Source organism: Novosphingobium sp. AP12, assembly GCF_000281975.1.
In the GTDB taxonomy this organism is placed as follows: Bacteria; Pseudomonadota; Alphaproteobacteria; order Sphingomonadales; family Sphingomonadaceae; genus Novosphingobium.
In genome coordinates this window covers 71,309-84,440 of record NZ_AKKE01000006.1, presented here as the reverse complement: position 1 = coordinate 84,440, position 13,132 = coordinate 71,309, and the positions used below count along the sequence as shown (strand labels likewise).

12 protein-coding genes are annotated in these 13,132 nt (G+C 66.2%); 8 read left to right on the top strand and 4 right to left on the bottom strand.

Features of this window, described 5'->3' with window-relative positions; all coding sequences use genetic code 11:
- Positions 1-89: 89 nt before the first annotated feature.
- Positions 90-1,139, bottom strand: a complete 1,050-nt coding sequence (locus PMI02_RS00585; RefSeq protein WP_007677215.1) for an AraC family transcriptional regulator — start codon at positions 1,137-1,139, stop codon at positions 90-92.
- Between the two features lie 174 nt (positions 1,140-1,313).
- On the opposite strand from PMI02_RS00585, the gene PMI02_RS00580 reads away from it, so the two are divergent.
- The 3 genes from PMI02_RS00580 to PMI02_RS00570 all read left to right on the top strand — a co-directional run bounded on the left by PMI02_RS00580 (position 1,314) and on the right by PMI02_RS00570 (position 3,973).
- The gene (locus PMI02_RS00580) at positions 1,314-2,285 is read left to right on the top strand and encodes an enoyl-CoA hydratase/isomerase family protein (RefSeq protein ID WP_007677213.1); all 972 of its coding nucleotides are present in this window, start codon (positions 1,314-1,316) and stop codon (positions 2,283-2,285) included.
- A 200-nt stretch (positions 2,286-2,485) separates the two neighbouring features.
- Positions 2,486-3,541, top strand: coding sequence for an AraC family transcriptional regulator (locus PMI02_RS00575; protein WP_007677212.1), 1,056 nt, complete (start codon positions 2,486-2,488; stop codon positions 3,539-3,541).
- A gap of 99 nt (positions 3,542-3,640) precedes the next feature.
- A complete protein-coding gene (locus tag PMI02_RS00570) occupies positions 3,641-3,973 on the top strand; it encodes a DUF4286 family protein (RefSeq protein ID WP_007677211.1) in 333 nt (110 codons plus the stop codon).
- Positions 3,974-4,064: 91 nt separating this feature from the next.
- Here PMI02_RS00570 and PMI02_RS00565 read toward each other — a convergent pair whose 3' ends face one another.
- Positions 4,065-4,874 (bottom strand): enoyl-CoA hydratase/isomerase family protein, encoded by an 810-nt coding sequence (locus PMI02_RS00565; protein WP_007677210.1) that lies wholly within the window; start codon positions 4,872-4,874, stop codon positions 4,065-4,067.
- Between the two features lie 208 nt (positions 4,875-5,082).
- Between PMI02_RS00565 and PMI02_RS00560 the strand changes: the two genes are divergently transcribed.
- Together PMI02_RS00560 and PMI02_RS25685 are read left to right on the top strand one after the other, a co-directional pair.
- Entirely contained in the window at positions 5,083-6,774 is a 1,692-nt protein-coding gene (locus PMI02_RS00560) for an FAD-binding protein (RefSeq protein WP_007677209.1), read from the top strand.
- Positions 6,767-7,192, top strand: a complete 426-nt coding sequence (locus PMI02_RS25685; protein ID WP_052025395.1) for a PaaI family thioesterase — start codon at positions 6,767-6,769, stop codon at positions 7,190-7,192. The genes PMI02_RS00560 and PMI02_RS25685 overlap by 8 nt, the downstream gene beginning before the upstream one ends.
- 22 nt (positions 7,193-7,214) lie before the next feature.
- Here PMI02_RS25685 and PMI02_RS00550 read toward each other — a convergent pair whose 3' ends face one another.
- On the bottom strand, positions 7,215-7,871 hold the full coding sequence (locus PMI02_RS00550; protein ID WP_007677205.1) for a trimeric intracellular cation channel family protein: 657 nt from the start codon (positions 7,869-7,871) through the stop codon (positions 7,215-7,217).
- 118 nt (positions 7,872-7,989) lie between these two features.
- The gene (locus tag PMI02_RS00545; RefSeq protein WP_007677203.1) at positions 7,990-8,988 is read right to left on the bottom strand and encodes an NAD(P)-dependent alcohol dehydrogenase; all 999 of its coding nucleotides are present in this window, start codon (positions 8,986-8,988) and stop codon (positions 7,990-7,992) included.
- 236 nt (positions 8,989-9,224) lie between these two features.
- Here PMI02_RS00545 and PMI02_RS00540 point away from each other — a divergent pair, with 236 nt between their 5' ends.
- The 3 genes from PMI02_RS00540 (at position 9,225) to PMI02_RS00530 (ending at position 13,062) form a co-directional block, all read left to right on the top strand.
- Entirely contained in the window at positions 9,225-10,988 is a 1,764-nt protein-coding gene (locus PMI02_RS00540; protein ID WP_007677201.1) for a class I adenylate-forming enzyme family protein, read from the top strand.
- 71 nt (positions 10,989-11,059) lie between these two features.
- Positions 11,060-12,058, top strand: coding sequence for a thiamine pyrophosphate-dependent dehydrogenase E1 component subunit alpha (locus tag PMI02_RS00535; protein WP_036501606.1), 999 nt, complete (start codon positions 11,060-11,062; stop codon positions 12,056-12,058).
- The gene (locus PMI02_RS00530; RefSeq protein ID WP_007677196.1) at positions 12,055-13,062 is read left to right on the top strand and encodes an alpha-ketoacid dehydrogenase subunit beta; all 1,008 of its coding nucleotides are present in this window, start codon (positions 12,055-12,057) and stop codon (positions 13,060-13,062) included. The genes PMI02_RS00535 and PMI02_RS00530 overlap by 4 nt, the downstream gene beginning before the upstream one ends.
- Positions 13,063-13,132 lie beyond the last annotated feature (70 nt).

Here is a 13,132-nt window from a genome sequence, read left to right as displayed (position 1 = left end):
GGGCGCAAGGCGACACATTTTGGCCCGGAGGGAGCAGTTTCCCCCCTGGACCGTGTAAACCGTGTAAACCTGTGTCGCCTTGTGCAGCCTCAGCAGCCCGCCCGGAACTGCTGCGGGGTCATCCCGGTCCAGCGCTTGAACGCCCGCCCGAAGCTGGTCTGCTCGCCGTACCCCAGCCGGTCGGCGATCTCGTCGAGCGAAAGCCGGCGGTCGGCGAGATGGGCGCGGGCGAGGGTTTCGCGCTGCTTCTCGACCAGTTCGGAGAACTTGGCGTCCTCCGCCGCCAGCCGCGATTGCAGCGTGCGAACCGACATGCCGGTCTTCTCGGCGCAGCGCTCGATCGAGCATGAACCCGTCGCGAGGGCACCGCGGATGTAGCTGTCGACCTTGTCGATGATGGACTGGCTGTGCTCCGACTTCACCCGCTGCAGATAGGAGCCGAGCAGACGGTAGAGCAGGCGGTTGGCACTGGGCACCGGCTGCTCCAGCGCGCGGACGGGGAAGCCGATCGAGTTGCGGGTCGACTGGCCCATGACCCGGCAGCCGAGCGTCTTCTCGATCTCTGGCAGGTCGGTGGCGCGCGGGTCGGCGGAAAGGCTCACCCAGCTAGGCTTGAAGGCCGGGCCGCCGATCGCCTGGAGCAGCTTCACGTTGAGCATGGCCGCCTGGTAGTTGGCCTGTTCGTTGACGCCGATGTCGGTGTTGACCAGCCAGGTCAGCTCGGCGGTCTCGCGGCCCTCGATCAGCACGACCTCGCAGTCGGGCGCGTGGACCACCGGCAGAAAGTCGATCAGGCAGCGGATGCCGGCGCGCACCGTGGGGGCCGATCGGCACAGCGCGGTTACGCAGCCGAACACCTCGGGGTCCTGCGTGCTGGCCATGTGGAGGCCGAACAGCGGGTCGTCGAACAGGGCGCTGCAGTATTCGAGCGTGTCGGCCACCTGCTGCGGGGCGACGAGGCTTTCGGGGTCGATCAGCACCCGCGCCTCCATCCCGTGCCGCTCGACGATCCCGCGCGCATCGCGGCCATGGCTGCGGGCGAGTCCGGCGAGCCCGGCGAAATTCGCGGCGCGCACCTGGCCGCCGCCCGGCGTCACGTCGAGCGGTCCGTCCAGGCTGAAAAAGCTGTTCTGGCCCATGGCATATCCTCTCAGGCCGGGCGCGCTCGGACCGGCGCGCCTCGCATCCTTCGGCGCGCAGTATCGAGAACCCCGCATGAATTGCCAATACCCCCCGCATTGCCTGTGGCAGCACCCGGGAAAGCACGGCGCAGCCACTCCAGTGGCGCACCGAAAACAGCGGGAGGGAGATTCATGAAGACCATTGCCGACCACAAGAAGGTGGCCGAGGAACACGTCCGCTACGAAAAGGACAAGGCGACCAAGATCGCCACCATCACCTTCAGCCGCCTCGACAAGCACAACACCGCCACCATCGGCATGCGCGCGCGTTTCGGCGAACTGGTGTTCAAGGCCAACATCGACGACGACGTGAAGGTCCTGGTGATCCGCGGCGAGGGCGACAACCTCGGCAGCGGCGGCGATCTCGACGAGCACGGCGATCTCTACCTCAACCCGCAGCCGGGCGACGGCTTCCTCACGGATCTCGAGATCGAGGACCCCGACGTGAAGTATCCGCCCCCGGGCTCGTTCCGCTACCTCCACGGGCTGACGGACTATTACGCCAAGGCACGCTCGGGCAACCGGCCGCTGCAGGAATTCAAGAAGATCTCGATCATCGAGGCCAAGGGCTACTGCTACGGTTGGCACTTCTACCAGTGCGCCGACGCCGACATCATCGTCTCTTCGGACGACGCGCTGTTCGGCCACCCCTCGTTCCGCTACGCCGGCTGGGGACCGCGCATGTGGCAGTGGCTGGAGATGGTCGGCCTGCGCCGCTTCTCGGAGATGCTCTTCACCGGCCGCCCCTTCACGGCGGACGAAATGCAGAACTGCAACTTCGTCAACTCGGTGGTTCCGCGAGACAAGCTGGAAGCCGAGACTGCCAAATATGCCCATGCCTGCTCGATTACCCGGCCGACCGACGTGGTCGTCGCGCAGAAGACCTTCATCGAAGCCTACAAACAGTACCGCGGCGAATACATGGGCAGCCTGCTTACCGGCTGGCTCGAAGGCATGCTGCCGCTGATGAAGGACGACGGTGCCAACGACGTAAACCTCGGCAAGGGCGATACTTTCCAGCAGGGCATCGGCAAGGTCGTGAAGAACCACGACCTCAATTATCCCCCCGAGTGGCGTCTTTCGAAGAAAGGGCGCGAAGGGTAACTGCGGGAGTTCGCGCGGGCTTGTACCGATATTTATCGACAATGCGCGCAATGAAGATCGATTTGCGCGCAAGGTAGAGCCTGCGCGCCCTCTCGTGTTACCAAGGACATCGACCCGACCGGAAAGAATCGGCGGCAGTCAGGGGTGGGAACGATGGTGACGCAGCAATGCGCCCGTTCTCCCGCCATTGGGAGAGAGCCATGGCAGAGACTTTGTTCTCGTTCGACAAGCGCAACTACCGCGAATGCCAGCACATGTTCCGCGGCACCCGCGACCAGGAATACTATCGCGGCGACTTCTGGATCGAGGATGGCTCGATCATCGACGTCCGCTCGGAGCGCAAGGCCGTGGGACCCGTCTCGATCATCCGGCAGCGTTCGGCGGCCAACCTGTTCTTCCGCCGCTCGCGCCAGCACATCCGCGAGGACGCGACCGACCTGTCGATCCTGTGGTTCGTCAAGCGCGGTGAACTCGCGTTCTCCAACCAGTGCGGCAACAAGGTGGCGCGCCCGGGCGACTTCATCATCACTCGCTCGATGTCGCCGTTCTTCATGGAATGCCGCACGGATGGTGAGGGCGTTCACGAGGTCCTTCACGTGACCGTGCCCACGCACATCCTGCGCGCGCACGTCCGGCAGGACTTCAGCACCGGGCTGTTCATGGCGATGGAGCGCCCCGAAATGGCGATCGCCGAGACTATGCTGACCGACGTCTTCCACGATGACTGCGGTCTCGGCGAGGAATCGGCTCGGTTGCTGGTGGAGACCGCCTTGGGCCTCATAGGCAATGCAGTGCGTGCGGGCGAGGACGTCCAGCCGGTGCGTCAGTCGATCGCCGACCGACGGCTCGAGGAAGTGCTGCGCTTCATCGAGGTGCATCTGTCCGACCCCCAGCTGTCGACCGCGATGGTCGCCAAGGGCTGCGGCATCAGCCCGCGCTACCTCTCGTTCCTACTGCGGCTGCGGGAGACGTCGTTCTCCGAACTGGTGTGGGAGCAGCGGCTGGCGAAGGCTAAGGCCTGGCTTTCCAGCTCCGATCCGCGCGACATCTCGATCAGCGAGATCGCCTACGGTGTCGGCTTCAAGAGCCCGGCCCATTTCAGCCGCATGTTCAAGCGGGTGTTCGGTGCCAATCCCCGCGAATATCGCGGCGAATGCGGCAATGAACCGGCGGGCGGCGAGATGGCGGCGGGTGTGCTCATCCCGGCAGCGGAGCCTTTCCCGGAGTACCCGGTCGCCAGCAATTTGCTCCAGTAAGCGCGGGGAGGCGATGCTTGCGCGCGCAAGATAGCGCGCACTTGCATCGCTCCCTAGGCCGGCGAATGTTCTCCGGAAATGGAATCAGGAGAGATGCCCATGAAGATGAAACTCGTTGCGCTCACTCGCCCGCAGCCCGGCCGCGAGGCGGAATATCACGATTGGTACAACAACACGCACCTGCCGGAACTGGTCAACAAGTTCGGCATGGCCGGCGCCCAGCGCTACAAGCTCGCAGCCAAGCTCATGGGCAGCGACGAGAACGAATTCCTCGCGATCTATGACATCGAGGCGGACGATCCGATGGCGTTCCTCGGCGCGATGGGCGCGGCGGCGCAGGGCGGCGAACTGACCCAGAGCGACGCGCAGGATTTCGGCACCTGCTACACCGCCTTGTTCACCGAACACGGTGAGCGCGTGGTTCCGGGCTGATCAATTGCGCGCCGGTCCCGCGTGGGATCGGCGCGACCGGCAGCAAGGACGTCCTGGCCGCCGGCAACCTGCTTCCTGCCGAGCGGAAGTCTCACCGGCCGGTGAAGTGCGGCTTCCTCTTTTCTTTCAGCGCCTGGATTCCCTCAAGGTGGTCGGCACTGCGGACGCTGACGCTTTCATAGGCGATGCCCGCATCCATCAGCGCCGTCGCCAGCCTCTTCAGTTCGAGGTTGGTGAGGATTTTCGTCGCGCGGATGGCGACCGTGGCGCCGTTCAGCAGCTTCGCGCAGAATGCATCGACCCGCTCGTCCAGTTCGTCCAGCGATACGCAGTGGTTGACAAGGCCGATTTCTGCGGCCTTGGCGGCGGTCAGCAGGTCGCCGGTGAGCAGGTATTCCTTGGCGCGCGTCAGGCCGATCCGCTGCGCCCATATCACGGCGCCGCCGTCGCCCGCGACGAGGCCGAGGCCGACGTGCGGATCGCCGATCTTCGCGCCCTCTGCGGCGAATATCACGTCGCACAGCAGCGCTAGCGTCGCGCCGAGGCCGACCGCATGGCCGTTCATCCGGCAGATCACCGGCTTGTCGATGTCGAGCAGGGTCGAGACGATGCGCTTGGCGACGCGGGTCTCGTGATCGAACAGGTGCGGGTTGCGGGCATTGTGCTCGATATGGTCGAGGTCGCCGCCGGCCGAGAACGCGCGCCCGGCGCCGGTCAGCACGATGACGTCCGAGCCGGTGTCGATCTGCGCGAACCACATGGCCTCGGCAAGGTCATCGTGAAGCTGCAGGTTCACCGCGTTCAGGGCATCCGGGCGGTTGAGGGTGATGCGCAGCAGCCGACCTTCGCGGGCCATTTCGATAGTGCCCAGGGTCGGTAGCGCGGGCGCGGTTTCGGTCATTGCGGCTGGTCTCCCTCTCTCTTCCCCACCTCATAGGCAGCCACGCCGCCGAGGCCACGCGAAAACGCAAGATGGCGGCCAACCCTTCGCTCCGGCGAAACCTTGTGAGGGATCGCCCGCGCGGCGTTGCCAAACTCAGCGAAGTCCGATCTACCGGGCTGAACGCATGCGCAGCAGCGCAGCATGACGGTTGAGAGGAGCAGGCACGATGGCGCAGTTCGACGAGACTTTCGACTGGGTGGTCGTGGGCAGCGGTGCGGGGTCGATGTCCTCGGCGCTGCTGATGAAGCAGGCGGGCAAGTCAGTCGTCATCCTCGAGAAGGCCGAGTGGGTCGGCGGCACTACCTGCAAGTCGGGCGGGGTCATGTGGATTCCCGCCAACCGCTTCATGGAACCGGGTGAGGACAGCCTCGACAAGGCTTGCCAGTACCTCGACGCAGTCGTTCCCGACGGCCCCGATTCTCCCGGCACCAGCCCGGCGCGCCGCCGGACTTACGCGGTGGAAGCGCCCAAGATGCTCGACTTCATCGTCGGCCAAGGTGTCGACATGGAGCGCGGCTCGACCTTCTGGCCCGACTACTACGACGAACTTCCCGGCGGCATGAAGACCAGCCGCACCGTCACCGCCTTGCCCTTCAACAAGAAGGAACTGGGCAAGGAATGGGCGCCCAAGCTTCGGCAGGGATTCCTCGAGGTGCCTGTCCGGCTCGACGACGGCATGAAGCTGCCCTTTATGAAGCATTCCTGGGCGATCAAGCGGATGTTCTTCAAGATCGCGCTCAAGGTCGTCGCAGGCAAGCTGACCGGCAAGCACTGGGTCACCGCCGGTGCCGCGCTGCAGGGGCGGATGCTCAAGGCAGTGCTTGAGAAGCAGGCCGCCGACATCCGCGTCAATTCTCCGGTCAACGAGGTCATCATGGACGGTGAGCGCGCGGTCGGCGTCGTCACGGTCAGGGACGGCAAGCCGTGGCGGATCGGCACCAGGCTCGGCATCCTGATGAACGCCGGCGGTTTCGCGATGAACCAGGCCATGCGCGACAAATATATGCCTGGCACCCAGTCCAAGTGGTCGAACGGGATCGAGACCGATACCGGCGACATGCACGTCGAACTCGCCGCCAAGGGCGCCAAACTCGGGCAGATGGACCAGATGGTCGGCTTCCAGATGAGCGAGGCGCCCGGCTGGGACACCGACTACGTCAAGCCTGGCACCCAGAGCACCACGGGCAAGCCACACGCCATCCAGGTCGACCAGACCGGCGTGCGCTACATGAACGAGGGCGGCTCCTACGAGGAGTTCTGCGAGAACATGCTGGTGCGTAACCGCACCGTTCCCGCCATCCCCAGCTGGGCGATCATGGACCAGCAGTACATGGACGAATACGCCGTCGCCGGGAAAGGTACGGCCAAGAAGAACATGGACAGCTGGCTCAACTCGGGCTGGATGCGCCGGGCCGATACAGTGGACGCTCTGGCCGCGCTGATCGAGGTTCCCGTTGATGCGCTCAAGGGGACGGTCGAGCGCTGGAATGGTTTCGTGCGCGGCGGCCGCGACGAGGACTTCAGCCGGGGCGAGCGTGCGTACGACAACTGGCTTGGTGACCCGTTCTTCAAGGACGGCCCGAACCAGTGCATGGGCACCATCGAGAAAGGCCCGTTCTACGCCATCCCGGTCGTGCCGGGTGACGTGGGGACCTACGGCGGCGTCGTGTGCGACTGCGACTCGCGGGTCCTGCGCGAGGATGGAAGCGCCATTGCGGGGCTCTATGCCTGCGGCGTCACTACGGCATCGCCCATGGGCCGGGTCTATCCGGGAGCAGGAGCGAGCGTAGGTCCGTCGATGACCTTCGGCTGGATCGCCGCCAAGCACGCGGCCGGGCTCGGCAATCAACTTGCCTGACGCGGTGGACGCAGCGGCACTGGAGGCACAAGGCTGGGTGCCGACGCAGGCCAGCGCCTTCTCCGCGGCGATTGGTCCAACCTGGATGCGCGGCGAACCGGGCGCGCGGGAAGTCGCGCTTCTGACTGGCGAGATGGCAGCGAACGACCACCTGAAGGTGATCCACGGCGGCGCGCTGATGACTTTCGCCGACATCGCGCTCGGCATCGTCGCGGTCGATGCCGTGGGCGAGCCGCGCTGCGCGACGGCGCAGCTCAATTATCATTTCGTGCGCGGTGTCGTGGTCGGTGCGCTGGTGACTTGCCGGCCGCAACTGGTCCGCAGGACCCGGCGGCTGGTTTTCGCTCGCGGGCTGTTCGAGGTCGACGGCGAGACGGTCGGCTCGGCGGACGGGATATTCAACGTCTTCGATGCCTGAGCGCGGTTGGGCGGTGCACATGTCAGCGTAGGTGCGGCAGCCGCCATTCTCCGAGCAGGGCAGCGGTTCGAAGCGCGAAGATCGCCACGCCGGCGATGGTGCCGGCCATGTCCTTGCGGACCCCGAAGCGGTTCATCAACACGACCATCAGTGCTGCGCCGGCCAGTGCGGCGGTGGCGTAGAAGTCTTCGTGCAGGACGTGGGGGACGCGTGCGCCAAGCACGTCGCGCAGGATGCCGCCGCCACATCCGTTTACCGTCGCGATAACGACGACGCTGGCGCCGTTGAGATTGTAGTCGAGGCTCTTGCGCGCGCCCGCCACTGCCGCGAGCGCAAGGCCGACCGCCTCGAACACGTCGATCCAGATCGGCGGGGTGAAGTCGGCGACGCGCCCGAATGCGAGCGATGCGGCTATCACCACGGTCGTTGCTGCAACCGCCAGCGCGGCATAGCGCCAGTCGCGCAAGGGAGCGGGCGGATGCTCGCCGAGCAAGAGGTCGCGGATGACGGCGCCGCCGACCGAGCCGACGAATGCCAGCACCAGTATGCCGAAGAGGTCGAAGTCGGCCTGCACTCCGGTCAGCGCGCACTCGGCCGCCAGGACGAACGTCGCGGCGAGGTCCACGGCGGTCAGCGCGCCGTCGCGAATACGGGTCTGGGCCGGGTCGGTGAGCGTCATCGCAGTCCCCATCCTGCGGCCGATTCGACAGGGGTCGTGCCGCAGCTTTGGTAGCGGAGCAGGGCCTGCAATGACAACCGTTCCCGGCGGGTTGCCGCTTTCGCCAGGGTGATCGGCGCTAGAGCAGGTTCACACCTACCTTGCCGAAGAAGGCGCCGCTTTCGAGGTGGCGGTAGGCATCCGCGAGCCGGTCGAGGTCGTAGACCGCGTCCACGACGGGCCGGATGCAATGCTGAACGATGAAAGCGGTCATGGCCTCGTGCTGGTCCCGGTTGCCGACGCCGATGGGGGCGATGTTCACGTCTGTCTGGCCCATCCGCGCCCAGCTGAAGTCGGAAGCGAGCATACCGATCGCCGAGAGCTGACCATCGCTTGAGAGCAGCGCGGCATTGTCGTCGAACTGAACGTCGCCGACGGTGTCGATGACGTTGGCGATCGGCCGCTCGCCCAGCGCCTTGCGGACCTGCGCGGCCCAGTCCGGCGTCGCTCGGTAATCGACGCAGAGGTCCGCGCCGAGGCTCGCCGCGCGCGCCAGCTTGGCCGGGGAGGACGAGGTGATGGCGACTTTCGCGCCCATGGCCTTGGCAAATTGCAACGCCGCGATCGAGACGCCGCCGGTGCCGTGGGCAAGCACCCATTCGCCCGGTGCGGTTGGCCGGAACGCGGTCAGCGCGGACCATGCGGTCAGTCCTGCGCAAGCGAGGGTCGCGCCTTCGAGGTCACCGAGTTCGTCAGGCAGATGGCACAGGCTATGCGCCGAAAACACCGCGTATTGGCGCGCGACGCCGTCGATCGGGCCGCCGAGCATACGCGGGTCGGGCGACGATCCGCTCAGCCAGTGCGGGGCGAAGAGAGGGACGACGCGTTCGCCCACTGCCACGCGCGTGACGCCTTCGCCGATCGCCTCCACCACAGCCGCGCAGCACGACAGCGGCACGACTTCGGGCGTCTTGCCGTAACCGGGGATCAGTCCCTTGGCGACGATCAGGTCGCGGAAGTTGAGCGTTGCCGCGCGGATGCGGACCAGCACCTCGCCAGGGCCGGGCTTAGGCACGGGAACCTCCCGGATCGCGATGGTCTCGATGCCCTTTCCGCTCTCGATCGTGGCCTGCTTCATCGTTCTTCTCCCGTCTTCCACCTCCGTTCGTGTCGAGCGAAGTCAGACTTTCAGACGCCAGCCTAACCACGGACGTCCTCGCGCGCAGCCGGATTCCGGTGCGCTCGGGCGATGGGTTTGCCTGCCGCGGTGCAGCCATGTGACTGCGGCGTCCCTGCCCGGCCAGGCTGCTTTCCGGGCGCTCCGAGCCGCTGCTAGGCGAGGCTTTCGAGGACAACCGGGAGAGGGCGGACGCGATGCAGGGGATCGGCGAACACATGCCGGAGGCGCTCTCGGTGATCGCCGGGCCGTCGCTCGCGGACGAGCCGGGACAGGGCGCGCAGACCATCGGTGGTTACTTGCGCGAAGTCGTCGCCCGGTATGGTCCGCGCGAGGCGGTGGTGCTCCGCAAGGGTGCGCATCGCCTGTCGTGGAGCTACGACGAATTGCTCGCCCGATCGCTGGAAGTTGCACGCGCGCTGGTCGCCTGCGGACTGGGCAAGGGCGAGCGCGTCGGCATCCTGATGACCAACCGGCCGGAGTTTCTGTCCGGCCTGTTCGGCATTGCCTTGGCCGGCGGCGTGCCTGCCGCGCTGAGTACTTTCTCGACACAGCCCGAGCTGGACCATCTGCTGCGGGCTTCGGAGGTCTCGATCCTGCTGTTCGAGCAGCAGGTGCTCAAGAAGGACTTCGCTGCGATGCTGGCTGAACTGGAGCCGGGCATCACGGAAGGCTTGCCGGGCAGACTGACCTCGGCGCGCTACCCCTACCTGCGGCGGCTCGTCGCGCTCGGCGGCGCGCCGGGCGAGGTCGAGCCTCTCGACGCCTTCTCTGGCGGCGTGGTGGAGAACTGGGACGCGTTCCTCGGTCACGGCGTGGGCATCGACGACGCCCTCGTTCTCGCCCGCGCCGACGCGGTGCATCCGGCGGAGACGGGCGGGCTGTTCTTTTCTTCCGGCACCACCAGCCTGCCCAAGGGCATCGTCCATTCGCAGCGCGCCTTCGCGATCCAGTGGTGGCGCTGGCCCCGGCTGTTCGCGATGACGGGGCCGGTGCGCAGCTGGACCGGCAACGGCTTCTTCTGGTCGGGCAACGTCTCGATGGTGGTGGGCACTGCCTTCTCGACGGGCGGCGCGGTGATCCTCCAGCGCACGTTCGAGGCCGACGAAGCGCTGATGCTGGCCGAGCAGGAGCGCGTGACGTTCCTCAACGGCCGCCCGCACCAATGGGCGCGCCTCGCCGCCTCGCCCCTGTGGGCAGAAGCGGACCTCTCCAGCCTCAGATACATCACGCGCGGTGAGATGATCTGGCAGCATCCCACTGTCGATACCGACTGGGACGTGCCGATGTCGTTCGGCTGCACCGAGACGATGACGATCTGCACCTCGTTCGTCGCCGACGACGCGGAGGGCCGCGTCGAGGGCGCCTTCGGCTCGCCGCTGCCGGGCAATGTGCTAAAGATCGTCGAGCCGATATCGGGCCGCCTGGTCCCCGTTGGGCAGGTCGGCGAGATGTGCATCAAGGGTCCGACGCTGATGTCCGGCTACCTCGGCAAGGCGCCGGAGGAGTGCCTGGATGCCGAAGGCTTTTTCTGCACCGGCGACGGCGGGCGGGTCGACGCGGCGGGGCGGTTCTTCTGGGAAGGACGCCTCACCGACATGATAAAGACCGGCGGCGCGAACGTCTCCCCGCTCGAGGTGGATGACGTGATCGCGCGGATACCGGGGGTAAAGCGCACCCAGACAGTGGGCGTGCCCGACGACCTGCTCGGCGAGATGGTCGTCGCCTGCATCGTCCCGCTCGACGGCGCGCAGGTGCTCGAAACCGAGGTCATCTCGCGCTGCAAGGCAGAGATCGCCAGCTTCAAGGTGCCGCGCCGCGTCCTGTTCTTCAGCGACGAGGATTACGCCATCACCGGCAGCGAAAAGGTCAAGTCAAGCCAGGTTCGCGAGCTGGCGGTGCGGCGTCTCCAGGGCGATACCGCCGAGGCGTTTTGCTCGCCCTTGCAAGGCCCGGCGTGACAGGTACTGAACCTATGTTCAGCCCCCGATCCAGCAGGGGCGACAAGGCTAAGCCGTTCGAGAGAGGACTCATGAGCCAGACGCTAGAAAACAGGGCGAGCCCCGATGCCGCCACCCAGCTCGACATCTATCGCCGCATGGTGCGGATCGAGCGGAACGACGAATTCACCCGGACCCAGATCCGCCGTGGCCGCATCACCGCGCCCTACTATTCGGCGCGCGGCCAGGAAGTGATCCCCTCCACCCTGTCGAACCTGATGACCGACGACGACGTGATCTGCACGATCTATCGCGGCATCCACGACATGGTCGCCAAGGGCATGCCGCTACGCCCGCTCTGGGCCGAGATCTGCGGCCGCATCGACGGCACCTGCAAGGGCAAGGGCGGCCCGATGCACCTCACCCACCCGGAAACCGGCGTGATGGTGACGACGGGCATCGTCGGCTCCTCGATGCCGATCGCCAACGGCTTCGCCTGGGCCTCACTGCTCGACGGTTCGAAGCGCGTGACGGTGGCCTACTTTGGCGACGGCGCCAGCAACATCGGTGCCTTCCACGAAGCGCTGAACCTGGCCTCCGTATGGAAGCTGCCGGTGATCTTCGTGTGCTCCAACAACGGTTTCGCCGAGCATACGCGCTACGAGAATGCCACTTCGGTGGACTTCATTTCAAAGCGCGCGATCGGTTACGGGATGCCCGGCTACACCGTCGACGGCAACGACCCGCTCGACATGTACGCCCACGCCCACGCCGCGATCGAGCGTGCCCGCGCCGGTGACGGCCCGACCCTGCTGGAGTGCAAGACATTCCGCTTCATGGGCCACGTCTTCGGCGACGCCGACAGCTACATGACCAAGGAAGAGAAGGACGCGGCCCTCGCCAAGGACCCGCTCGTCCTGTTCCGCCAGAAGCTGCTCGACGACGGCATTGCTACCGAAGAACAGCTCGAAGAGATGAAGACGAGCATCGAGGCCGAAGTCCAGGACGCCATCGATTTCGCCTTCGAGAGTGGATACGCGTCGGTGGACGAACTGCGCCGCGACGTCTTTGCCGAGGAGATTCCGGCATGAGCACCGAGACTGCAGAAATGCTCAAGATGACCGGCCAGGCGGCGATCACCGCCGCCCTGTTCCAGGCCATGGAAGAAGACTCCAAGGTCCTCGTCTTCGGCGAGGACGTGGCCGACCGCGAAGGCGGCGGCGTGATGGGCACGACGCGCGGCCTGTCGACCAAGTTCGGCGACCTGCGCGTGCGCTCGACCCCGATCGCTGAGCAGTCGATCGTCGGCGCGGCGGTGGGCGCGGCGATGGCCGGCTATAAGCCGGTGGCAGAGATCATGCTGATGAACTTCATCACGGTCGCCATGGACATGATCGTCAACCACGCCGCGAAGCTGCGCTTCATGTCGGGCGGGCAGAGCACCGTCCCCCTCGTGATCCGCACGCTGACCGGCGCCGGCTGGCAGACCGCCGGCCAGCATTCGGACCACTACGAGGGCTGGTTCGCCCACACCGCCGGCATCAAGGTCGTCGCGCCTGCAACGCCGGCAGACTACAAGGGCCTGCTGCTCTCGGCGATCCAGGACCCCGATCCGGTCCTGTTCATCGAGAACAGCCGCACCCTGTTCGTGCCCGGCGAAGTCGCGGCCGACCAGGGTCCGATCCCGCTCGGCAAGGCGCGCGTGGCCCGCGAAGGCACGCACATCTCGCTGATCACCTATTCGGGCATGGTCGCCAACTGCCTCGCGGCAGCCGCGGAGCTCGAGACCCAGGGCATTTCCGCCGAGGTCATCGACCTGCGCACGGTGTCGCCTTGGGACAAGGACGCCGTCCTTGCCTCCGCCGACAAGACCGGACGCGCCATCGTCGTCCACGAGGCGGTGCGCCACTTCGGCCCGGGCGGCGAGATCGCCTCGACCATCCAGGAAGAGCTGTTCCGCAAGCTGAAGGCTCCGGTACGCCGCCTCGGCGCGCCGTACAGCGCGGTGCCGTTTGCCAAGGTGCTGGAAGACGCGTTCCTCGTACAGCCGGCCGACATCGCCGCTGCTGCAAAGGCGCTTTGCGAATACGACTGATCGGCTGAATTGCCGACCGGTGTGAAAAGCCCCTCTTCCGCCGGCGCGGGGGAGGGGTTTCGCGTTATGG